The following is a 22,431-nucleotide window of genomic DNA, read 5'->3' as shown; positions in this document are numbered from 1 at the left end:
GCAGGCTACTTCCAGCGGAAGTGGACGAAGAGGCGGCCGAAGTTCTTGGAGTCCTTCTCGACCCGGTGGTAGAGCTGCTTGACGTCCTTCTGGTCGAGGAAGCGCAGCACCTTCTTCTTGAGCTGACCGGACCCCTTACCAGGGATGATCTCGACCAGGGTGGCCTTCTTCGCCACGGCCTCGTCCATGATCCCGCGCAGGGCACGGTCGATGTCGTGGCCCTTGTTGAAGATGTCGTGCAGGTCCAGCTTGAGCTTCATCCCGCCTCCCCCACCTGCGCAGCCGCCATGGCAGGCCCATCGTAGGCCGGCAGGCGTCGGAGCGAGGCTCAGGCTTGGTCCGGTGCTCCGACATGATCACCATGCAGGCGACCAGCGGCTGAACTCAGACGGGCTGTTCCTCGTCGTCTGCCTCGCCGAGGTGGGGGCGGTGTTCGCGGATCCACGCCTCGACCTCGGCCTTCAGCCACACAGCACCCATCCCGAGCCGGTCGTACGGCTGGGGGAAGTCGGGCCGGTCGATGATCTGACGGGCCCGTTGCCGGCTGACGCCGAGCCGCGTCGTGATCTCGCCTGCCCCGTAGAGGTGGCGTGGCACGGCGCGAGAGTAGCCAGACCGCCAGTGGTCAAACAGCAGCTAGTCAGACTGCACCTTGTCTAATGCACCCCTGCACCTTGACAAGTGGCGAGCAGGCCCACACGCTGGACTGATGTCGCAGCAGCTCGCACGACCCGCTCGTCCCACACGCTGATGGCCGACGCCATGGAGAGCCCGATGGATCTCAACCGCACCAGCGTCGGCGGACCGCGTGACCGGTTCGTCACCGGAACTCGACGAAGCTCGAACGCCTCGCCGGTGCACGCCCGTCCAGGCAGGGCTGTCCGGCCGCACGTACCGATGCGGCCGCTCTGGTTGTGCCGGGTTGCGCCGCGCCCTGGCCGTGTCAGCCCGCCCGGCTGCTGCTGATCCTCGAATACCGGCGGGACCGGGTCGGGCTGTCCGTCCACATGGCCGGGCAACTGTTCGACGCCACCGGCGACCTGGTCACCCTCAACCCGAACGCCGTCCCGCCCCCGACGGATCTGTTCGACAGGTTCCTGGCCTGGACCAGACGCGGAACCGGGCCGGGGGAAGGGTAGTAACCCCTCCCCCGGCCCGGTGCGGTCTGCGACTCAGCGACCGTTGCCGACCCGGCTCTCCACCCGGCGCAGCGCGGTCACGTAGTCGTCGTTGGTCGAGTGCATGGCCGCCGCGATGCGCAGGTGCCGCAGCGCGTCCGGGTAGCGGTTCAGCCGCTCCAGTGTCCGGCCCAGCACGTGGTGGGCGTAGTGGTCGCTGGGGTCCCGGTCGACCAGCTCCCGCAACTGCTCCTCGGCGCGGCCGAGCTGGGCGGTCTGGAAGTACGCCCGGGCCAGCAGCTGACGTACGGAGGAGTTGCCGGGCTCGGCCGCCACGATCGGCTCCAGCAGCCGGACCGCTCCGCTCGGGTCACCCATCTCGAAGTACATGGTCGCCCGTCGGTACTCCGCCAGAAGATCCATCCCGACCCACCCCCTCGCGTCACGTCGCCATTGCTCCGACGCTGGCACAACACCGGGCGTACCGCGAGTGTTCCTGGGGGTGGACTTGTGGCTCAGGAGGTCGGCTCGTCCCGTTCGCCGGTCAACTGCCAGGCCCGGACGCCGCCGACGATTCCGGCCGTGTTGGGCACGATCACCACGTCGTCGCCCATCCGGGCCACCTGCTCAGGGCGGATCAGCCGCGAGTTGCCCCCGCCGAGATAGAGCCGGTCCCAGCGGAAGACCGGGCGCAGCCCGTCCACCACCTGCCGGATCCGTCGGGACCAGAAGGCGTCGCCGAGCCGCCGCCGCTCCGGTTCCCCGACGTACGTGTCGTAGGTGGTGCCCCAGCGGACCGGGGCGTGCGACAGCTCCAGGTGCGGGGCGAGCCGCCCACCGTCGAAGAGCGCGCTGCCCAGCCCGGTACCGAGGGTCAGCACCAGCTCGCAGCCGGTCCCGGCGACCACCCCGGCACCGTGCACCTCGGCGTCGTTGAGCACCAGCGCCGGCATCCCGAACGCCTCGGTGACCGCCCGCCGCGCGTCGTACCCGGACCACTCGGCGAGCAGGTCGGGGTCGACCCGGCTGCGCGGCCCGGACCGGGTCACGTAGTGCGGCGTGGCCACCACGACCCCGTGCCGGATCATGCCCGGCATCCCCACCGTGACCCGGTCCGCCGGGGGCAGCCGGCCGGCCAGCTCCAGCAGCGTCTTGACGAACAACCCGGGGGGCAACGGGTACGGGGTGTCCACCCGGATCACCGACGCCCGCAGGGTGCCGTCCCCGTCCAGCACCGAGCCCTTGATGCCGCCGCCGCCGCAGTCGATCGCCAACGTCAATCCCACACCCCCACCTTGCCCCACCCGCCCCCGTTCCCCCGCCCCTCCCCCACCTTCCGCCGACCGGGGCCAGCAGCCCGACCCGCCGACCCGCCCGCCGGCCGGAAGACCTGACGGAGGTGGTGACGGGCGACAGTGACCGACCGATGCGGCCGGAGCACAGGATCGTGGAGAGTTCTTGTCGCCATAGCCGCAAGAACTCTCCACGATCTGGCGCACGGACCACGGTCCCCGCACCGGGCACCCCACCCGGGCGGCCCCGGACCGGTCACCGAGGCCCTAGTGGTCCGGCAGCCGGGGCAGGCAGGGCCGACCACCGGGGCTGGCGGCCGGACGTCGGCGGTGGGCCAGCCACCGACGCCGGTCACCGGGCCCGCCGGTGGCCGGCAGCCGCGCCCGGCAGCCGCGCCCGGCAGTCGGGGCCGGCAGTCGGGGCCGGCAGTCGGGGCCGGCAGTCGGGGCCGGCAGCCGGGCCCGGCGTGGGCCGGGCCGCGCGGTGTCCCCGCCCCGGATGGGCGGGCGCTAGGCTCGGGGCCTCATGAGCGCCACGATGATCGCCAAGGGACTCGCCGCCGGGCACGGGGAGCGGGTGCTCTTCAGTGACCTCGACCTGGTCGTCGCCCCCGGCGACGTGGTGGGGCTGGTGGGGGTCAACGGGGCGGGCAAGTCGACGCTGCTGCGCACGCTGGCCCGGGTGCAGCCGGTGGAGGAGGGCAGCGTCACGCTGAGCCCGCCCGGGGCCTCGGTGGGCTACCTGCCGCAGGAGACGGAGCGCCGGGCGGGCGAGACGGTCCGCGACTTCCTGGCCCGACGCACCGGGGTGACCGGGGCGCAGGCCGCCCTGGACGCGGCCACCGGGGCGCTCACCGCGGGGACGGCCGGGGCCGACGACGCGTACGCCGGGGCGTTGGAGCGGTGGCTCGACCTCGGCGGGGCCGACCTGGAGGAACGCGCCGAGCAGGTCGCCGCCGAGTTGGGGCTCACCGTCGACCTGGACCACCCGATGACCGGCCTGTCCGGTGGGCAAGCGGCCCGCGCCGGGCTGGCGTCCCTGCTGCTCAGCCGGTACGACGTCTTCCTGCTCGACGAGCCCACCAACGACCTGGACCTGGCCGGCCTGGACCGGCTGGAACGGTTCGTCACCGGGCTGCGCGCCGGCACGGTGCTGGTCAGCCACGACCGGGAGTTCCTGACCCGGACGGTGACCCGGGTGCTCGAACTCGACCTGGCGCAGCAGCAGGTCCGGCACTACGGCGGCGGCTACGGCGCCTACCTGGAGGAGCGGGAGGTGGCCCGCCGGCACGCCCGCGCCGACTTCGAGGAGTACGCCGAAACCCGGGCCGCGTTGGAGGCCCGTGCCCGCACCCAGCGGGCCTGGATGGAGAAGGGCGTGAAGAACGCCCGTCGCAAGGCCACCGACAACGACAAGATCGGCCGGAAGTTCCGGGCCGAGGCGACGGAGAAGCAGGCGGCGAAGGCGAAGCAGACCGAGCGGCTGATCGAACGGCTCGACGTGGTCGAGGAGCCCCGCAAGGAGTGGGAGCTGCGGATGGAGATCGCCGCCGCGCCCCGGGCCGGTGCGGTGGTGGCCTCGCTGCGCGACGCGGTGGTCCGCCGGGGCGACTTCACTCTCGGGCCGGTGAACCTCCAGATCGACTGGGCCGACCGGGTGGCGATCACCGGGGCGAACGGCTCCGGCAAGACCACCCTGCTCGGCGCGCTGCTGGGCCGGCTGCCGCTCGACGCCGGACACGCCGCGCTCGGCCCGGGGGTGGTGGTCGGTGAGGTCGACCAGGCCCGGGGGCTGTTCCTCGGCAACCAGCCGCTGCTGGAGGCGTTCGGGGCCGCCGTACCGGAGATGACGCCGGCGGACGTGCGGACGCTGCTGGCCAAGTTCGGCCTGCGCGCCGCACACGTGCTGCGGCCGGCGGCGACACTGTCGCCTGGCGAACGGACCCGGGCGGCGCTGGCGCTGCTCCAGGGCCGGGGGGTCAACCTGCTGGTGCTGGACGAGCCGACCAACCACCTCGACCTGGCGGCCATCGAGCAGTTGGAGTCGGCGCTGGCCGGCTACCCCGGGACGCTGCTGCTGGTCACCCACGACCGCCGGATGCTGGACGCGGTCAGTGTCGACCGGCGGCTTCGGGTCGCCGACGGGCGGATCGCCGAAGACTGATCCGTGCCGCCCGCCGGCCGCCGGGTGACAATGGGTCATGCTCAGATGGGAGTACGCGCTGCTGGTGCGCCGTCGCCAGCCGACCGCCTCCGACCTCAGCTGGGAGGTCGTCTTCGTCTGGTACGGCCCGGACGGCTCGATGACCGACGTGACCGCCTACGGCGACACCGCGCTGGCACACCTGAACCGGGCCGGTGACCAGGGCTGGGAACTCGTCGGGATGAGCGAGGACCCGTCCCTGGAGGGCCACAACGAGCTGCACCGCTACCACCTCAAGCGCCCGAAGGCGGCAGGTGCGCCCCGGCAGCGCATCCGGGCCGTCGGCCGGCCCACCCGCCGTGCCGGCGGCTGACCCGGCCGGCGCTGGCGGCTGACCCGGCCGGCGCTGACGAAACAGATCGGGTGGTGTGCCGGGCCGGGAAGCGGGTAACGGCCGGCGGGAGGTGGCCATGGTCGCGTTGGCGCAGGCACCGCCCTCGGCCGAACGGCTGCGGGCGCTCGACGGGTTCCTCGAAGCGGCCTGGGCCGAGCAGGCCCGCCACGACGAGCGGTTACGCGGTCTCGGCGTCGAGGTGCGGTTCGACCGGGGTGTCGCCCACCTGAGCGGGGAGGTGCCGCGACCTGCGCAGCTGCGGCTGGTCCGCGAGCTGGTCGGCCGGCTGGCCGGGGTGTACGGCGTGTGGGGGCGGGTGCGGGTCGCCGGCCGGGACCCGGTGGTGGTGGACCTGGGCTGCGGCGGTCAGAAGCAGTACCCGACGAACCTCGGGTTGGACATCTTCCCCGCCCCGGGGGTGGACGCGGTGGCGGACCTGTCCGGGTCGCTGCCGCTGGCCGACGACTCCGTCGACGTGATCTTCACGGTGCACATCCTGGAGCACCTGATCGACTTCCTGCCGCTGGTGGACGAGTGCCACCGGGTGCTGCGCCCGGGTGGTGTGCTGCACGTGATGAGCCCCTGGTGGGGGCATGTGAACGCGGTGGCCGACCCGACCCACGTCCGGCTGCTGGACGTACAGACGATCAAGGGGGTGTGCGGTCAGCGCCCGCCGGGGACCCCGCGCTGGTATCCGTTGCACGCCGGCTGCGACGGCGCGTCCATCTTCGCCGACCTGACCCCGCTGCCCGCCGACGCGCCACCGGTGTCCCCGGCCCACCTGGCCCGCTTCTTCGACTGACTGTCCGACCGGTCGCCGGTGCCGGCGGCTCCGGCGGAACGGCAGCCGCCGGGGTTCCGGTAGCGCGGGGCGGACGAAGACGTCAGGTGGTGCTCTCCCGGAAGGTCAGCCGGTGCGGGGCGGTGACCTCCCGGGCGGGTGCGTTCCGCTCGCCGGCCAGCCGTCCGGCGAGCAGGTCGACGGCGAGCCGGGCGATCCGTTCCTTGTCCGGGCTGACCGTGGTCAGGGTGGGTACGCTGAACCGACCGTCCTCGATGTCGTCGAAACCGGCGACGGCGACGTCGGCGGGCACCCGTAGCCCGGCCTCGTGCAGGGCACGTAGCGCGCCGAGGGCGAGAGTGTCGCTGAAGCAGAAGACCGCGTCCGGGCGGGCTCCCGAGGCGAGCAGGTGACGCAGGGCGGCGGCCCCGTCGGCGCGGTGCCAGGCCGGGGTGGCGGCGACGAGGCGCTCGTCGTACCCGATGCCGGCGTCGGCCAGGGCGGCGGTGTAGCCGGCCAGCCGGAGGCGGGCGCCGGCACCCTCGGGGGTGTGCTGCGCGCCGACGGCGGCGATCCGGCGGCGGCCGAGACCGATCAGGTGGGCGGTCATCTCCCGGGCGGCGGTCACGTTGTCGATCATCACGTGGTCGGCCCGGCCGTGGTCCGTCCGCTCGCCGAGCAGCACCATCGGCAGTTCCAGGCCGACGAGGTCGTCGGCGGACAGCGACAGCGGACTGAAGATCAGCCCGTCGATCATGTGGTCGCCGACGCCGGCTGCGGCCACCCTCTCCCGTTCCCGGCCACCGCCGGTCTGGTCGATGAGCACGGTCCAGCCGTGGTCGGCGGCGGCGGCCACCACGTGCCGCGCCAACTCGGCGAAGTACGGCACGTCCAGTTCCGGCACGGCGAGGGCGATCACGCCGGTACGCCCCTTGCGCAGGTTGCGGGCCGACAGGTTGGGTCGGTAGCGGAGTTCGGCGATGGCCGCCTCGACCCGGGCCCGGGTCTCCGGGCGGACGTGCTGGTAGCCGTTGACCACGTTCGACACGGTCTTGACCGACACCCCGGCCCGCTCGGCGACGTCCTTGAGGCGGTGGCGCACGTCCCCGCTCCTCCCGTGTCGGTGGCCCGCGACAGATCCTTTACAACGTTGGCGACAACGGTATACAAACGCGGGGCGGCGCATCGACCGCAGTCGCTCCGAGCAGCTCAGGGAAGAGGTGGGCCCGTGCGTGCAGCGCGGTTGACGATCGACCCGGCCTTCACGATCGGCCCGGTGGACCGCCGGCTCTTCGGTTCCTTCGTGGAACACCTGGGCCGCTGCGTGTACGGCGGCATCCACGAACCGGGGCACCCCGGGGCCGACCCGCTCGGCCTGCGCCGCGACGTGCTGGAGCTGACCCGGGAACTGGGCGTCTCCGTGGTCCGCTACCCCGGCGGCAACTTCGTCTCCGGCTACCGCTGGGAGGACGGCGTCGGCCCGGTCGCCGACCGCCCCCGCCGGCTGGACCTGGCCTGGAAGACCATCGAGACCAACGCGTTCGGCCTCGACGAGTTCATGACCTGGGCGACCGCCGCGCAGGTCGAACCGATGATGGCGGTCAACCTCGGCACCCGGGGCGTGCAGGAGGCGTGCGACCTGCTGGAGTACGCCAACCACCCGGGCGGCACCCGGCTGTCCGACCTGCGCCGCGCACACGGCGCGCAGCAGCCGTACGGGGTACGGCTGTGGTGCCTCGGCAACGAACTGGACGGCCCCTGGCAGGTCGGCCACAAGACCGCGCAGGAGTACGGCCGGCTCGCCGCCGAGACCGCGCGGGCGATGAAGCTGATCGACCCCTCGATCAGCCTGGTCGCCTGCGGCAGTTCCGGCCGGGGCATGCCCACCTTCGCCTCCTGGGAGGCGACCGTGCTGGAACACACCTACGAGCAGGTCGACTACGTCTCGGCGCACACCTACTACGACCCGACCGACGGGGACCGGGCCAGCCTGCTCGCCTCGGCGGTCGACATGGACCAGTTCATCAGCGAGGTCGTCGCCACCGCCGACCATGTGGCCGCCCGGCTGCGGCAGACCCGCAAGCTGAAGATCTCCTTCGACGAGTGGAACGTCTGGTACCAGTCCCGCGTCCAGGGCGACCTGGACGGGCGCGGTTGGGTCGAGGCACCGGAGCTGCTCGAAGACGAGTACACGGCCGTCGACGCGGTGGTGGTCGGGGACCTGCTGATCACCCTGCTCCGGCACGCCGACCGGGTCGGCGTGGCCTGTCAGGCGCAGCTGGTCAACGTGATCGCCCCGATCCGTACCCGCACCGGCGGGCCGGCCTGGCGGCAGAGCATCTTCCACCCGTTCGCCCTGACCGCCCGGTACGCCACGGGCACCGTGCTGCGCACCGAGCCGGTCTCACCGCACTACGCCACGAAGCGGTACGGCGACGTGCCGGTGCTGGACACCGTCGCACTACACGACGAGGAGTCCGGCGCGCTGACCGTGTTCGCGGTCAACCGGGGCCCCGACGACCTTCCCGTGGATCTCGACCTACGGGGCCTGTCGGGGCTGTACCCGGTGCAGCACCTCGCCCTCGTCGCCGGGGACGACCCGGACGCGGTCAACACCGAGGCCGATCCGGACCTGGTGGCCCCCCGGGAGCTGCCCACCGGCACCGTCGACGGCGACCGCTGTGCCGTACGCCTGCCGGGGATCTCCTGGAACCTGCTGCGCTTCGCGCCGCGCCCCTGACCCGGCCTATGTCCCGACGGCGGCCAGGCCCGCTGTGCCGGCCCCGCCGGGCACCGCCCCTGTCCGCCGGATCGGGCCGGGCACAAGCGGGCCCGGGCACCGCGCCGGGCCGCGCCGGGCCGGATGCCGGACCCGGGCACCGGGCGGGGCGCAGGCGGGCCCGGCACCGGTCGGGTGCCGGCGGTGGTCCCGGCCGGCACCCGCCGGGCGGTCAGGCGGAGGCGGGTTCCTTGGCGCGCTCCTCGGCCTCCCGCACGGCGAGGCGGTTGTGCCGGTAGCCGTAGCAGAAGTAGACGACGCCGCCGAGCGCCATCCAGATCAGGAACCTGATCCAGGTCTCGACCGACAGGTTGAGCGTCAGGTAGAGGCAGGCCAGCGCGGTGAAGATCGGCAGCACCGGGGAGAACGGGACCCGGAACGGCCGCTCCAGGTCGGGGCGCCTGCGGCGCAGGATCGGCACCGCGATCGAGACGATCATGAAGGCGCAGAGCGCGCCGATGCTGACCAGGTCGGCCAGGGCCGACAGCGGCAGGAACCCGGCGAGCACCGCCACCGCGACCGTCATCACCGCCGAGATCCGGTACGGCGTCCCCCAACGCGGGTGGATCTTCGCCACGGCGGGCGGCAGCAGGCCGTCCCGGGAGATGGCGAAGCCGATCCGGCCCATGGCCACCAGGTCGACCAGGATCACGCTGGTCAGACCGGCGACGGCGGCGATGGAGACGAGCACCCCGGCCCAGCCCGCGCCGACCGCGTTGAAGGCCGCCGCGATCGGGGCGCCCCGGTCGATCTCGGCGTACGGCACCATGCCGACGACGACCAGCGAGACGCCGATGTAGAGCGTGGTGGAGATCAGCAGGGTGCCGAACAGACCCAGGGTCAGGTCCCGCTTGGGCCGCCGGGTCTCCTCACCCAGGTTCGCCACCGCCTCGAAACCGGTGTAGGCGAAGAAGACCACGGCGGCGGCGGTGAGCACCCCGACGAAACCGAAGACGGAGGGTTCCAGCCCGAACAGCGCCTGGGTGACGGGCTGCTTGATCCCGTCGTCGCCGGCGCCGGCCGGCTCGGCCGGTGGGATGAACGGGGTGAGGTTTGCCGCCTTGACGAAGAACAGCCCGGCGACGATGACGAAGACGCAGATGCCGACCTTCACCAGGACCAGCAGGTTGGTGATCCGGGCCGACTCGCGGATGCCGACGATGGCGACGACGCCGAGCAGCAGCACGATGCCGATCGCCCCGACGTTGACCACGCTGCCCTCTTCGGCGAACCAGGTGCTCGGCAGGCCGAACAGTTCGGCGAGGTAACCGGACCAGCCCCGGGCCACCACCGCCGCGCCGAGCGCGAACTCCAGCAGCAGGTCCCACCCGATGATCCACGCGACGATCTCGCCCATCGTGGCGTACGCGTAGGTGTAGGCGCTGCCGGCGGTCGGCACGCTGGACGCCAGTTCGGCGTAGCAGAGGGCGGCGAGCAGGGCGACCGCCCCGGCGATGGCGAACGAGATCACCACACCCGGCCCGGCGCTGTCGCGCGCCTCGATGCCGGTGAGGGTGAAGATGCCGGTGCCGATCACGATGCCGATGCCGAAGCCGGTGAGGTCGCGGGCCCCGAGTCGTCGTTTCAGACCTGGGGTGCCGTCACTGCCGTCGGCGTTGCCCTGGGCAACCACGTCCCTGATCGGTTTGGTTCGCAGCACGGACACTGCGCTCACCCCTCCCACCACCGCGACCGCCCTGCTGACGGCCGGTGCCGGGCGTTGCTACCCACCCCAAGCCCACCCCAATCACCCCACCACATCAACACCCCGCACCCCAATAACCACTTTCGGTCACCCCCGACCCGCATCCCCGCCACCCACCCCTTGCACCGACACCCCCGAATATGAAAATTTCCTCCCATCCCCCCACCCACCCCGCCACTTCCCGCCACTCTTTCCTCCTTCCCCTCCGCCTCACCCCCACCCCACCCCGCCCCGGTGATCAAGAGGTTTGCGTCAATCCCAGCGCGTCCGCTGACGCGAACCTCTTGATCGACTGACCCAAAGCTCTTGATCACCGGGCTGGGTGGGGGCGGCCAGGGGAGGGCGGAAGGGCGGGCGGGCGGCGGGGTGGGGCGCCGGAGGCGGAGGTGCGGGCGGGCGGGCGCGAAGGAGGCGGGCGGGTGGGGCGGGACCGGAGGAGGGAGAGAGTGGTGGGCAGGCTCGGGATCGGTGTGGTCGGGTTGGTGCTGGTGGTGGTCGGTGGGCTCGCGGAGAGCGGGCCGGCGGTGGCCACCGGCGGGAGGACAGGGGCAGCGGCAGCGACCAGCGGGACGGTGGCGGTAGCCACCGGCGGGGGCGCGACGGCCGGGCCGGCCGTCGACGACGTCACGGCGGGTGACGCCTGCGTGGTCGATCCGGCGGTGCCGAAGCGGCAGTTCCGGGCCATGTGGATCTCGTCGGTGGTGAACATCGACTGGCCGAGCGCGGGCTCGCGTACCGCCCCCGACCGGATCGCCGCCCAGCAGGCAGAGTACCGGGGCTGGCTCGACCTGGCGCAGCGGCTGCACCACAACGCCGTCGTGGTGCAGGTCCGGCCGACCGCCGACGCGTTCTGGCCGTCGCCGTACGAGCCGTGGTCGGAGTACCTGACCGGGGTACGGGGGCAGGACCCGGGCTGGGACCCGCTGGCCTTCCTGGTCACCGAGTCGCACCGGCGGAACCTGGAGTTCCACGCCTGGTTCAACCCGTACCGGATCTCCATGCCGGCACCCGGGGGCGCGGGCGCGGACCTGGGGCAGCTCGCCCCGGACCATCCGGCCCGCCAGCACCCGGAGTGGACGTTCGCCTACCCGCCGGCCGGCGTCGCCGGCAGCCGGCTCTACTACGACCCCGGCGTCCCGCAGGTCCGCGAGTTCGCCCAGACCGCGATGCTCGACGCGGTCCGCCGGTACGACCTCGACGGCGTGCACTTCGACGACTACTTCTACCCGTACCCGAGTGGTGCCTACCCGGTGCCCGACGACGCCACGTTCGCCGCGTACCACCGGGGGTTCACCGATCGGGCCGCCTGGCGGCGGGACAACATCGACCTGCTGATCCAGGAGATGGGCGGCCGGATCAAGGCGGTCAAGCCGTGGGTGAAGTTCGGGGTGAGCCCGTTCGGCATCTGGCGCAACGCCAGCGCCGACCCGGACGGCTCGGACACCACCGGCAGCCAGTCGTACGACATCATCTCGGCCGACACCCGCAGGTGGGTCAAGCAGGAGTGGATCGACTACGTCGTGCCGCAGCTCTACTGGTACATCGGCCAGTACCCGGCCGCCGACTACGCCCGGCTGGTGCCATGGTGGGCGCAGACGGTACGCGGCACCCGGGTGCAGCTCTACATCGGCCAGGCGGACTACAAGAGCGGTGACCCGGCCTACGGCACGTACTGGATGAACCCGCAGGAACTGTCGGACCACCTGACGCTGAACCGGGCGTACCCGGAGGTGCTCGGCAACGTGCACTTCTCGGCGGTGCAGGTACGGGCCGACCGGCTGGGCGCGACGAGCCGCTACGCCGCCGCGCACTACTCCCGCCCGGCGCTGGTGCCGACCATGACGCACCTGCCGGCGAAGCCGCTGCCGCGCCCGGTGTTCACCCGCGCCGAGCGCACCGCCGACGGGGTACGGCTGCGCTGGCGGCAGCCGGCGGGCGGGCAGGGTCCGCTCGCCGGGGCCACCTCGTACGCGGTCTACCGGTTCGACGGGTCCGGCCCGGTCGACGGGTGCGGCCGGGCGGACGCCGCGCACCTGCTCGGCACGGTCCGGGCCACCCCGGGGCAGCAGCAGTCCTGGGTGGACGGCACCGCCGAGCCCGGTCGGGCGTACACCTACCAGGTGACCGCGCTGGACCGGTCGTGGAACGAGAGCGCCGCCTCGCCGGCCCGGGTGGTGCGCTGACCTGATCGACCACGGACGCCCCGGGTGCCCACGCACCCGGGGCATTCGTCTGTTTCGACGCATGTCACCAATACGTCGCCTCCGCCACGCCCCACCGACCGGATATTGATCGAAACTGATCCAATTCCGGTGACCAACCGGTGACGCACCGTACCGCCCATCCCGCGGAGGAAAACTTGTCCCGTCGTCTCGCCACCGCCCTCGCCGCCGGCACGTTCGCCCTGCTCAGCGTGCTCGGCGTCGGCTCACCCGCGGCCGCCGCGGTGAGCACCTCGCAGAAGCTCAGCGTGCTGAGCAGTTGGACCCAGACCAGCGCGAGCAGCTACAACGCCTGGAACGCCGGCCGCCTCAACCAGGCCGCCTGGGCCGACTACGGCTTCGACTGGTCCACCGACTACTGCTCGTCGAGCCCGGACAACCCGCTCGGCTTCACCTTCAACCTCTCCTGCTACCGGCACGACTTCGGCTACCGCAACCACAAGGCGATGGGGATCTTCCCGGCCAACAAGGCCCGCCTGGACAGCGCCTTCTACGAGGACCTGAAGCGGGTCTGCGCCACCTACAACTCCGTCGTCCGGCCGGCCTGCACCAGCCTCGCCTGGACGTACTACCAGGCGGTCAGCATCTTCGGCTCGGTCGCCGCCGTCTCGCAGGCCGACCTCGACCGGGCCGCCCGGATGAAGGCCGACGCCGAGCGGGCCGCCGCCCGGCGCGGCTGACCGGCACCCGCACGCGACGCCCGGCCCGCCGTGCCGTCCGGAAGTCCCCGGACGGCACGGCGGGTCAGGCCCACTCCTCCCGGCAGTCCGCCTCGCGGCGGCCGACCGGCCGGGGCGTCACCACACCGGTCGCCCGGAACCGGATCGAGTCGGCCGCCAGGTCCGGGTGCTCCACCGCGAACGCCAACGCCGCCGCCTCCTCCAGGCCCAGCTCGCCACCCTCGCCGTACGCGGCGTCGAAGGCCGCATCGCCGAGGACGCGCCGCAGCTCGGCCTGCTGCTGAAGCCAGTACGTGCCGTAGATGCCCGGGGTGCCGCGCAGCCGGGCCCGGGTGGCCTGGGCCGCACCGAACAGCCGGGCCGCCGTCAACGGCTCCCCGCCCAGCGCGCAACGCACCGCCACCGCGTTCACCGTGTCGCAGGCCCGCCCGTGGTAGCCGTGCCCCATCCGGGCCCGCAACGCCACCAGCAGGTGCTCGTGCGCGGCCACCAGGTCACGCCGCGCCAGCGCCACCATGCCCAGCAGCATGTCCACCGAGCGGCACCCGCGCTCCACCGGTCGGGCCGCCTCCACCGGCCGGGCCCGCCCCAGCAGCTCCGCCGCCTCGACCAGCGCGCCCCGCCGCCACAGCAACTCGGCCAGGTGGTAGACGGCGAGCAACGCGTCCCCACCGACCTCCTGCTCGTTGGCCCAGTCGATGACCTCCCGGCAGACCCGCTCCGCCTCGGTGAACTGCCCCATGTCGACGAGCGGCACGGCCCGCCCGGCGAGCACCCGGGCCAACAGCCCCGCGTCGCCGGCCTGCCGGGCCGCCGCCTCCGCACGCTGCGAGAACCGCAGCTCCTCGGCGAACTCGCCGTCCGCGCCGGCGTGCAGCGAGTGCAGGTGGTACGCCGCCGCCAGCTCCGCCTCGGGGATCGCCTCGCCGGTCTCGGCGATCCGCCCGTACAGCCGGAACAGCCACAGCCTGGCCTCCCGGGACAGCCCGCGCTCCCGCCACCACTGGTCCAGCCCGCCGGCCAGCCGCAGCCCGGCCCGCGCACTGCCCCCGGTGGCCGACCAGCGCAGCGCCGAGCGCAGCTCACCGGCGAGCGGATCGACCGCGTACAGCGACAGGGTGACCGGACGGCCGTCCGCCCCCAGGTGGGCCCGGCGCAGCGCGTGCTGCGCCCAGGCCACGTGCCGGTCCCGGGCGGCCTGCTCCTCGCCGGTCTCGACCAGCCGACGCGCCGCGTACGCCCGGATCGGGTCGAGCATCCGGTAGGTGCTGCCCGAGGCGTGCGGCTCGGCCAGCACCATCGACTTGTCCACCAGCACCGACAGCGGGTCGAGCGGGTCGTCACCGATCAGCCACTCCACCGTGGCCAGGTCCACCGGCCCGGTGAAGACCGCCAACCAGTGCAGCAGCCGGGCGGCGCGGGGCCCCAACGTCCGGTACGACCAGGTGACCGTGGCCTGCATGGTGAGGTGCCGCTCGGTCGCCGACCGCTGCACCGCCCGGTGCGCGGCGCTCGGCGGCGTCTGGCCCGAGGCCGCGGCGACCAGGTCCACGGTGTCCTGCTGGTTGCCCGCCCAACCCCGCTCCGGGGGTCGCTCCGGCACGCCCCGGCCGGCGTCGAGGGTGCCCAGCATGTCGTCCAGCCGGGCCGCCAACTGGCCGGCGGAGAGCACCCGCAACCGGGCAGCGGCCAGCTCGATCGCCAACGGCAACCCGTCCAGCCGCTGCACCACCCGGCGCAGGTCGCCGGCCTCCGTCCACTCCGGCGGCCGGCCACCCCGGGCCGCCGCCGTACGGTCCAGCAGCAGCGCCACCGCGTCGCTCTCGGTACGCCCCGGCTGCGGGTCGACCGCCAGCGGCGGAATCCGCCACACCAGCTCGCCGGGCAGGCCGAACGCCTCCCGGCTGGTGGCCAGCACCCGAAGCCCGCTGCCCCCGGTGAGCAGCCGGGAGATCACCTCGGCGCAGGCGGCCGGCTGGGCGTCACAGGTGTCGAGCACCACCAGCATCCGCCGGACGGCCGCGTACTCGACCAGGGTGTCCAGGATCGGGCGGCCCGGTTCCGGCCGGGCCCCCAGCACGGCGGCGATCGCGAACGCCACCAGCCCCGGGTCGGTGACCGTGGCGATGTCGACGAACCACACCCCGTCCGGGTACGCCTCCACCTGGCCGGAGGCCACCTCGACGGCGAGCCGGGTCTTGCCGGCCCCACCCGCGCCGACCACCGTGACCAGCCGCTGGCGGCGGATCAGCAGATCCAGCTCAACCCGCTCGGTGTCCCGGCCGACGAACGAGGTGACCTGGGTGGGCAGGTTGTGCGCCAGCGCCTCGGCGGTGTTCGGGCGGGGGAACTGCCGTTCCAGCCCCGGCGCGACGAGCTGGAACAACCGTTCCCGGTCGTCGAAGCCGCGCAGCCGGTGCAGGCCCAGGTCGATCAGGGTCGCCCCGGCGGGCAGCGGGTCGGCCAGCCGCTGCGTCGACGCCGAGCAGAGCACCTGCCCGCCGTGCGCGGCGGCGGCCACCCGGGCGGCCCGGTGCACCTCGGGGCTGGCGTACTCGCCGTCGCGGGGTTCGGCGAAGCCGGTGTGCAGCCCCATCCGTACCCTCGGCGCGGCCTCCGGGTTGGGCCAGTCGTGGGTGGACAGCGCCCGCTGCGCGGTCAGGCAGGCGGCCAGGGCCGCCGACGCGTCCGGGAAGGCGAGGAAGAACGAATCCCCCTCGGTCAGCAGCTCCGCGCCATCGGTCGCGGCCAGGGTGTCACGCAGCAGCCGGCGGTGCTCCCAGAGCACCGGGCGGTAGTCGGGCCCGAGCAGTTGCGCCAACCGGGTGGAACCTTCGATGTCGGTGAAGACGAAGGTCACCCAACCGCTCGGGAGGTGCATCCGTGGCGACATGCGTGGACCTCCACCCCTGACGTCGGGTTCATGCTGCCCTATGATCGACCGGTCACGCATCGTGAGAACGGTCGGGCGATATCAGACCCAAGGGGTCACTGATCTCGGCGCACCGGTGCGCCGGACCGTTACATCGGTTGATTCCGGGGCGGTCGGCCGCCGATCCGGTCAGGTCAACAGCCGCAGCCGCCCCCGCAACAGCCACCGCCGGCGGCGGGACCCGCCGGAGCGCCGGTGGCGGAGCCGCCCCCACGGCCGGTGACCGCCACGGTGGACAGCAGCTTGACCGTGTCGGCGTGCCCCTGGGGGCAGTCGGCCGGCGCACCGGCCTCGGCCATCGGCCGGTTGACCTCGAAGGTGTCGCCGCAGGCGCGGCAGCGGAACTCGTACCGGGGCATGGGCCCACCCTACGGCCGGACCTGACTGCATGGCCGCCATGGGTGATACTCAAACGGTGGTGAGCGGCGAAGATTCGACGGAACGGCCCCTGCGCGCAGCGACCCCACCCGAGGACGTGCCCCCCGCCCCGCGACGCGGCTGGCTCCCCCGCCCCCGCCGACCCCGCCACGACGCCCCCACCCCGCCGGCCGTCCCGGCCGGTGACGACCCCGCCGCAGGTCCTTCCCCGGCCGCCGGGACAGACACCCGCCCCGGGTCCGACGCGCCGGCCGCCCCGGGCGGCGGGACCGGACCCGCCGAGCGGGCCGCCCCGGGCGAAGGGACCAAGCCCGCCGAGCCGGCCGCCGGACCCCCCGCGAAGACCGACGGGACCGGGAAGGACGACGACGGGGAGACTTCCGAGCCGGCCGCGAAGGCCGAACCCGCGGAGAAGACCGAGCCGGCCGCGAAGACCGACGGGACCGGGGAGAGCGGCACCGGCGACAGCGCCGCGACCGGGGCGAAGATCGGTCGGCGACGACGGGTGCCGTTCGCGCACGCCGTCCGGCTGCCGTCGCCCCGGCAGGCGGCCCGGGCCGCGACCCGGGCCACCCGGGCCTGGTCACGCCGCCCCAGCGGCCGGTTGACCCTCCCCGGCCTGTTCCTGTTCGCGCTGGTCGCGGCGACCGCCGCGGTCGGTGCGGTGGTGGTGCCGGGCGCGGTCCGGGCCCCCCGACCGGTCGCCGTGGACGACAGCGCCTCCGCCGCCCCCGGGGTCCCGTCGGCCGGTGCGACCACCGGGGTGCCGGTGTTCCCGGGTACCGCCGTCCCCACCCTGCCGCTGGGCGGCTTCCCGTCGGCCGGGGCCGTGCCGAGCGGACCGGCCGTACCGCCCGCCGCCGGCCGGCCCGCCGACGCGCTGGGCGACTGGGCCAGGGTCGTGGGCAGCAAGGTGGGCGTCTCCCCGGTAGCGATGCAGGCGTACGGCTACGCCGAGCTGGTGCTCGCCCAGACGAACCGGAGCTGCCAGCTGAGCTGGACCACGCTGGCCGCGATCGGCTACGTGGAGTCCCGGCACGGGCAGGCCAACGGCGCGACCCTCGGGCCGGACGGCCGGGCCGTACCGGAGATCATCGGTGATCCGCTCGACGGCAAGGGCGGGCGGTCCCTGATCCGGGACACCGACGGCGGGCTGTTCGACCGGGACACCGTCTACGACCGGGCGATCGGGCCGATGCAGTTCATCCCGACCACCTGGCAGCAGGTCGGCGCGGACGCCGACAACGACGGCCGCAAGGACCCGCACGACCTGGACGACACCGCCCTCGCCGCGGGGAACTACCTGTGCCAGGGCGGCCGGAACATGACCATCCCCGGCGACTGGTGGGGTGCCATCCTCTCCTACAACGACGTGCGCCGCTACGCGCAGGCCGTCTTCGACAAGGCCCAGGAGTACGGGCGCGCAAGCCGCACGTGAGGTGATCGTTCGCATACATTGGCGGACCGGACACTTCCCCCGAAGAGCCGTTGACGGCAAGCTAGACGCGTGATGGTGCGCGAATGGGACCCCCGAACCGCGTCGTCCGCCGAGATCGGCTCCGTGCTGGACACGCTGAACGCGGTTCTCGCGGCCGACCTCCCGCAGGACCCGCCGTGGCGGGAGGATTCGCTGCGGGAGTACCTCTCCGAGGTGATGCCCGGCGAACGACGCATCTCCTGGGTGGCCCAGGCCGATCCGCCGCCCGGTGGGGGTCCCGCCCCGATTCTCGGGCACGTGCACGTGCTGCTGCTCGGTGACATCGGCGTGCTTGAGGTGCTGGTGCACCCGGCGGTACGCCGCAGCGGGCTGGGCCGGGAACTGGTGCTGACCGCCGCCCGCCGGGTCTATCAGGAGGGCTTCCGGTCGATCGGCGTCGAGGTGATCGGCGACACCCCGGCGATCGGTTTCTACTCGTCGCTGGGTTTCACCCGGGAGTACGTCGAGACCCGCAGCGTGCTCGACCTCGGCACGGTCGACTGGACGGCGCTGACCGAGATGGCCGTCGCCGTCGACCCGGGCTACCACCTGGAGTTCTACCCGGGCGGGCCGTCCGACGACCTGATCGATGCGTACGCGCGGGCGAAGGCCGAGGTCCGCGACGTCGACGACGGCGAACTGCGCCCCAGCTCGTACGATCCGCAGCGGCTGCGGGACAGCCTCGACACGCTGCACCGGCGGGGCATGAAGCCGTACATCGTGCTCGCCCTGCACGAGCGCACCGGCACGGTGGCCGGCCTGACCGAGGTGGTGGTGCCGGTCCAGCACCCCACCCGCGCCGACCAGTACGACACCATCGTGGTGCGTGACCACCAGGGCTACGGCATCGACCGGGCGATCAAGGCGCGGATGCTGCTGGAGCTGCGGTCCGCCGAGCCGGAGCTGACCGAGGTGCAGACCTGGAACGCCCAGGCCAACGAGGCGATGCTCAAGGTCAACGCCGAGCTGGGTTACCAGCCCGACCGGGACTGGTGCGAGTACAGCGTGGACGTCGCCGAGCTGGTGCACCGGCTCGACACCCACCGCTGAGCAGGGCGGCCGGCGGCGTCGACCGGGGGCGTCCGGGGGCACTGTCGCGAATTCACCACATCGCCCCCGGGGGGATGGACGGCGGACAGCGACGCACCTTAACGTGCGTTGGTTCCCGTCCACCCATCGTGGAGGCCCCATGCGCCTGCGCCGCAGATTCGCCGCGCTCGCCACCGTCGCCGTCGTCGCCGTACCGGTGCTCGGCGTCGCTCCCACCGCGGCCACCGCCGCGCCCACCGACCTGTTCATCTCCGAGTACGTCGAAGGCTCGTCCAACAACAAGGCGATCGAGCTGTACAACGGCACCGGCGCACCGGTCGACCTGACCGCCGGCGGCTACCAGCTCCAGCTCTATTTCAACGGATCCACCACGGCCACCACGATCGCCCTCACCGGCACCGTCGCCGCCGGGGACGTCTTCGTCTTCGCCGCCGCCTCGGCCGGCCCGGCGATCCTCGCCCAGGCCGACCAGACCACCGGCGCGAGCCTGTTCAACGGCGACGACGCGATCGTGCTGCGCCGGGGTGCCGTCGTGCTCGACGCGATCGGGCAGGTCGGCGTCGACCCGGGCACCGAGTGGGGCAGCGGGCTGACCAGCACCGCCGACAACACGCTGCGCCGGCTGCCGTCGGTGTCCAGCGGGGACACCGACCCGTCCGACGCGTTCGACCCGGCCACCCAGTGGGCCGGCCACCCCACCGACACCTTCGACGGGTTGGGCGCGCACACCCTCGACGGTGGCGGCCCGGTCGACCAGCCGGCCGTGCTGACCTGCGGCGGGACGTTGACCATCGAGGCCGGCGCGACGGGCACCCGGCAGGTCACCGGCACCGACCCGGACGACACCATCGTCGACCTGGCGGTCACCGCGGTCGCCCCCGCCCCGGCGAGCGGTTCGATCAGCCGTACCGCGTTCACCCCGGCGACCGCGCCGGGGGGCACGGCGACGGCGACGGTCACCGCCACCGGCCTGCCCGCCGGCACCTACACGGTCACCGTGACCGCGACGGACGCCGACGGCGGCACCGCCAGCTGCCCGCTCACCGTGCAGGCCAACGGGGTGCTGTCGGTGGGCCAGGTGCAGGGCCCGACCCGCGACGACGAGAACCCGCGCACCGACCGGTCGCCGCTCGCCCCGCCCACCGGCACCGGCACCAGCCCGCTGCTGTACGACGTGCGGGGCGTGATCACCCAGAAGTCGCTGGCCCGCACCTCGGCCGGTGCCGACCAGTACGGCTTCTACCTGCAGAGCCGCAACGGCACCGAGGACGGCGACCCGCTCAGCTCGGACGGGATCTTCGTCTTCATGGGCGCGTTCACCACGCTGATCGGCGGCTACGCGCCGACCGTCGGCGACGAGGTGGTGCTGCGCGGCCGGGTGTCGGAGTACTTCGACCAGACCCAGCTCTCCGGTGCCTCGCTGGTCCGCCGACTCGACACCGGGCTCGACGTGAACACCGCCGTGACCGTGGACGACGCGGTCCCGCCGGCCGACGCGGCGGCGGCCGACCGGTTCTGGGAGCGGCACGAGGGGGCCCGGTTGCGGGTCCGTAGCGGCTCCGGCGTCACCGGCCCCCGGGACGTGTTCGGCTCCACCGCCGACTCCGAGGTGTGGGTGGTGGACCGGGACGACCCACTGCTCAAGCGCGCCGACCCGTACGCCCGCCGGGTGTTCCGGGACGCCCACCCGCTGGACGACGTGCCGGGGCAGCTCTTCGACAACGGCAACGGGCAGCGCATCCTGCTCGGCGGTGGCGGCGTGAAGGCCACCGCCGGTGACTCGACGGCGCTGCTCCCGCCGGCCCGTACCTTCGACACCCTCACCGCCGACGCGTTCGGCGCGGTGTCGTACGGCTTCAGCAAGTTCAGCGTGCAGCCGGAGTCGCTGGCCCTGACCGCCGGGGTCGACCCGGCGGCGAACAACCCGCCGCGCCCGGCGGACCGGGCCCGGGAGGTCGCGGTGGCGACCTACAACGTGGAGAACCTGTACGACTTCCGCGACGACCCGTTCGACGGTTGCGACTTCACCGGCAACGCGGGCTGCCCGGGGGTTTCCCCGCCGTTCGACTACGTGCCGGCGGGCGAGGCCGACTACCGGGAGCACCTGTCGGAGCTTGCCGCGCAGATCCGCACCGACCTGCACGCCCCGGATCTGATCCTGGTGCAGGAGGCCGAGGACCAGGACATCTGCTCGGTCTCGGGCAGCAGCCTGGTCTGCGGCACCACCGACAACGCCGACGGCGCGCCGGACACCCTCCAGGACCTGGCGCTGGCGATCGGGGCCGCCGGTGGTCCCGCCTACACGGCGGCGTACGACCGCACCGGCGCGGACGCCCGGGGCATCACCTCGGCGTTCCTCTACCGCACCGACCGGTTGTCGCTGGCTCCGGCGAGCGCCACCGATCCGCTGCTGGGTTCCGCGCCCACCGTGCAGTACCGGTCGGCGGGGCTGGCGTCCAACGCGGACGTGCAGAACCCGAAGGCGCTCAACGCGGTGCTGCCGGCCGACACCGACACCTCGACCGGCAAGGACGGCAACAACGTCTTCACCCGGGCCCCGCAGCTGGGCAAGTTCGTGGTGAAGGCGACGCCCGGCGGGTCGGAGTCCTACCTGCTGTACGCGCTGAGCAACCACTACTCGTCGGGGCCGGACAGCCGGGTCGGTCAGCGCACCGAGCAGGCCGCGTACGGTGCGGCGGTCGTCACCGCGATCGAGGCCGCCGACCCGGACGCCCGGGTGGTGTACGGCGGGGACCTGAACGTCTTCCCCCGTCCGGACGACCCGATCGCGACCGGGGCGAACCCGACCCCGTCGGACCAGCTCGGCCCGCTCTACCGGGCCGGCCTGCGCAACCTCTGGGACGACCTGGTGGCCGACGTGCCGTCGGCGGCGTACTCGTACAGCTTCCAGGGGTCGGCGCAGACGTTGGACAACCTGTTCGTCAACGACGCGCTGCACGCCGACCTGGTGCAGATCCGGGCCGCGCACGTCAACGCGGACTGGCCGGCGGAGTTCACCGGGGACGGCACCCGGGGGGCCAGCGACCACGACCCGCAGGTGGCCCGCTTCCGCAGCCAGCCGTCGCTGCGGGTGGCCGACGCCACCGTGGTGGAGGGTGACCGGGGCACCAGCACGATGACGTTCCAGGTCACCGTGTCCCGTCCGCTGTCCCGGCCGACCACGCTCTGCGCCGCCACGGTGGGGCTGACCGCGACGGTCGTGCTGGACTTCGAGCCGTACGTCGGCTGCCGGACCCTGCCCGCCGGGCAGACCTCGTTGGCGTTCCCGGTGGCCGTGCGCGGTGACCGCAAGCGGGAGGCGGACGAGAAGATCGCGTTCGCGGTGGCCGGTCCGCTGAACCTGCGGTTCGCCGACCTGTTGGCGACCGGCACCATCACCGACGACGACTGAGCGTCGCGCGCCTCCGACGGCCCGTCGGTCCGGCTTCCCGCCGGTCCGGCGGGCCGTCACCATTGCGG

The 22,431-nt window shown here is 73.4% G+C and carries 18 protein-coding genes; 10 read left to right on the top strand and 8 right to left on the bottom strand.

Going from position 1 to position 22,431, the window contains the following annotated elements; all coding sequences use genetic code 11:
* Window positions 1-5: 5 nt before the first annotated feature.
* Window positions 6-260, bottom strand: coding sequence for a Smr/MutS family protein (locus ACN260_RS02025; protein WP_067315484.1), 255 nt, complete (start codon window positions 258-260; stop codon window positions 6-8).
* A gap of 124 nt (window positions 261-384) precedes the next feature.
* Window positions 385-597, bottom strand: coding sequence for a helix-turn-helix transcriptional regulator (locus ACN260_RS02020; protein WP_204957630.1), 213 nt, complete (start codon window positions 595-597; stop codon window positions 385-387).
* Between the two features lie 317 nt (window positions 598-914).
* On the opposite strand from ACN260_RS02020, the gene ACN260_RS02015 reads away from it, so the two are divergent.
* On the top strand, window positions 915-1,139 hold the full coding sequence (locus ACN260_RS02015; RefSeq protein WP_422754479.1) for a hypothetical protein: 225 nt from the start codon (window positions 915-917) through the stop codon (window positions 1,137-1,139).
* Window positions 1,140-1,172: 33 nt separating this feature from the next.
* On the opposite strand, the gene ACN260_RS02010 is transcribed toward ACN260_RS02015, so the two are convergent.
* Window positions 1,173-1,541: a tetratricopeptide repeat protein gene (locus tag ACN260_RS02010; protein WP_088644718.1), complete on the bottom strand. Its 369-nt coding sequence runs from the start codon at window positions 1,539-1,541 to the stop codon at window positions 1,173-1,175.
* A 92-nt stretch (window positions 1,542-1,633) separates the two neighbouring features.
* On the bottom strand, window positions 1,634-2,404 hold the full coding sequence (locus ACN260_RS02005; protein ID WP_422754478.1) for an ROK family protein: 771 nt from the start codon (window positions 2,402-2,404) through the stop codon (window positions 1,634-1,636).
* Window positions 2,405-2,936: 532 nt separating this feature from the next.
* Here ACN260_RS02005 and ACN260_RS02000 point away from each other — a divergent pair.
* From ACN260_RS02000 to ACN260_RS01990, 3 genes are all read left to right on the top strand, one after another.
* Entirely contained in the window at window positions 2,937-4,574 is a 1,638-nt protein-coding gene (locus tag ACN260_RS02000) for an ABC-F family ATP-binding cassette domain-containing protein (RefSeq protein ID WP_422754477.1), read from the top strand.
* A gap of 37 nt (window positions 4,575-4,611) precedes the next feature.
* The gene (locus ACN260_RS01995) at window positions 4,612-4,926 is read left to right on the top strand and encodes a hypothetical protein (protein WP_088646124.1); all 315 of its coding nucleotides are present in this window, start codon (window positions 4,612-4,614) and stop codon (window positions 4,924-4,926) included.
* Between the two features lie 97 nt (window positions 4,927-5,023).
* On the top strand, window positions 5,024-5,749 hold the full coding sequence (locus ACN260_RS01990; protein ID WP_422754476.1) for a methyltransferase domain-containing protein: 726 nt from the start codon (window positions 5,024-5,026) through the stop codon (window positions 5,747-5,749).
* A gap of 82 nt (window positions 5,750-5,831) precedes the next feature.
* Here ACN260_RS01990 and ACN260_RS01985 read toward each other — a convergent pair whose 3' ends face one another.
* Window positions 5,832-6,830, bottom strand: coding sequence for a LacI family DNA-binding transcriptional regulator (locus ACN260_RS01985; protein ID WP_422754475.1), 999 nt, complete (start codon window positions 6,828-6,830; stop codon window positions 5,832-5,834).
* A gap of 126 nt (window positions 6,831-6,956) precedes the next feature.
* Between ACN260_RS01985 and ACN260_RS01980 the strand changes: the two genes are divergently transcribed.
* Complete coding sequence (locus ACN260_RS01980) at window positions 6,957-8,468, top strand: alpha-N-arabinofuranosidase (protein ID WP_422754474.1); 1,512 nt, start codon at window positions 6,957-6,959, stop codon at window positions 8,466-8,468.
* A gap of 211 nt (window positions 8,469-8,679) precedes the next feature.
* Here ACN260_RS01980 and ACN260_RS01975 read toward each other — a convergent pair whose 3' ends face one another.
* Entirely contained in the window at window positions 8,680-10,182 is a 1,503-nt protein-coding gene (locus tag ACN260_RS01975) for an amino acid permease (protein WP_422754473.1), read from the bottom strand.
* 713 nt (window positions 10,183-10,895) lie between these two features.
* Between ACN260_RS01975 and ACN260_RS01970 the strand changes: the two genes are divergently transcribed.
* Both ACN260_RS01970 and ACN260_RS01965 read left to right on the top strand, forming a co-directional pair.
* On the top strand, window positions 10,896-12,395 hold the full coding sequence (locus ACN260_RS01970; RefSeq protein ID WP_422756593.1) for a glycoside hydrolase family 10 protein: 1,500 nt from the start codon (window positions 10,896-10,898) through the stop codon (window positions 12,393-12,395).
* Window positions 12,396-12,571: 176 nt separating this feature from the next.
* A complete protein-coding gene (locus ACN260_RS01965; protein WP_422754472.1) occupies window positions 12,572-13,114 on the top strand; it encodes a phospholipase in 543 nt (180 codons plus the stop codon).
* A gap of 64 nt (window positions 13,115-13,178) precedes the next feature.
* Here ACN260_RS01965 and ACN260_RS01960 read toward each other — a convergent pair whose 3' ends face one another.
* Together ACN260_RS01960 and ACN260_RS01955 are read right to left on the bottom strand one after the other, a co-directional pair.
* Window positions 13,179-16,007 (bottom strand): ATP-binding protein, encoded by a 2,829-nt coding sequence (locus tag ACN260_RS01960; RefSeq protein ID WP_422754471.1) that lies wholly within the window; start codon window positions 16,005-16,007, stop codon window positions 13,179-13,181.
* A 173-nt stretch (window positions 16,008-16,180) separates the two neighbouring features.
* Complete coding sequence (locus tag ACN260_RS01955) at window positions 16,181-16,405, bottom strand: FmdB family zinc ribbon protein (protein WP_422754470.1); 225 nt, start codon at window positions 16,403-16,405, stop codon at window positions 16,181-16,183.
* A 56-nt stretch (window positions 16,406-16,461) separates the two neighbouring features.
* Here ACN260_RS01955 and ACN260_RS01950 point away from each other — a divergent pair, with 56 nt between their 5' ends.
* The 3 genes from ACN260_RS01950 (at window position 16,462) to ACN260_RS01940 (ending at window position 22,363) form a co-directional block, all read left to right on the top strand.
* The gene (locus tag ACN260_RS01950) at window positions 16,462-17,862 is read left to right on the top strand and encodes a lytic murein transglycosylase (protein ID WP_422754469.1); all 1,401 of its coding nucleotides are present in this window, start codon (window positions 16,462-16,464) and stop codon (window positions 17,860-17,862) included.
* Between the two features lie 72 nt (window positions 17,863-17,934).
* A complete protein-coding gene (locus ACN260_RS01945) occupies window positions 17,935-18,951 on the top strand; it encodes a GNAT family N-acetyltransferase (protein ID WP_422756592.1) in 1,017 nt (338 codons plus the stop codon).
* A 139-nt stretch (window positions 18,952-19,090) separates the two neighbouring features.
* Window positions 19,091-22,363 carry a lamin tail domain-containing protein gene (locus ACN260_RS01940; RefSeq protein ID WP_422754468.1) on the top strand — a complete coding sequence of 1,091 codons (3,273 nt, stop codon included), beginning with the start codon at window positions 19,091-19,093 and terminating at the stop codon, window positions 22,361-22,363.
* Window positions 22,364-22,431 lie beyond the last annotated feature (68 nt).

This window comes from Micromonospora sp. WMMD708 (genome assembly GCF_049315245.1).
In the GTDB taxonomy this organism is placed as follows: domain Bacteria; phylum Actinomycetota; class Actinomycetes; order Mycobacteriales; family Micromonosporaceae; genus Micromonospora; species Micromonospora wenchangensis.
Note: the sequence above shows the minus strand (reverse complement) of the source record. Positions and strands in the feature narration are given on the sequence as shown.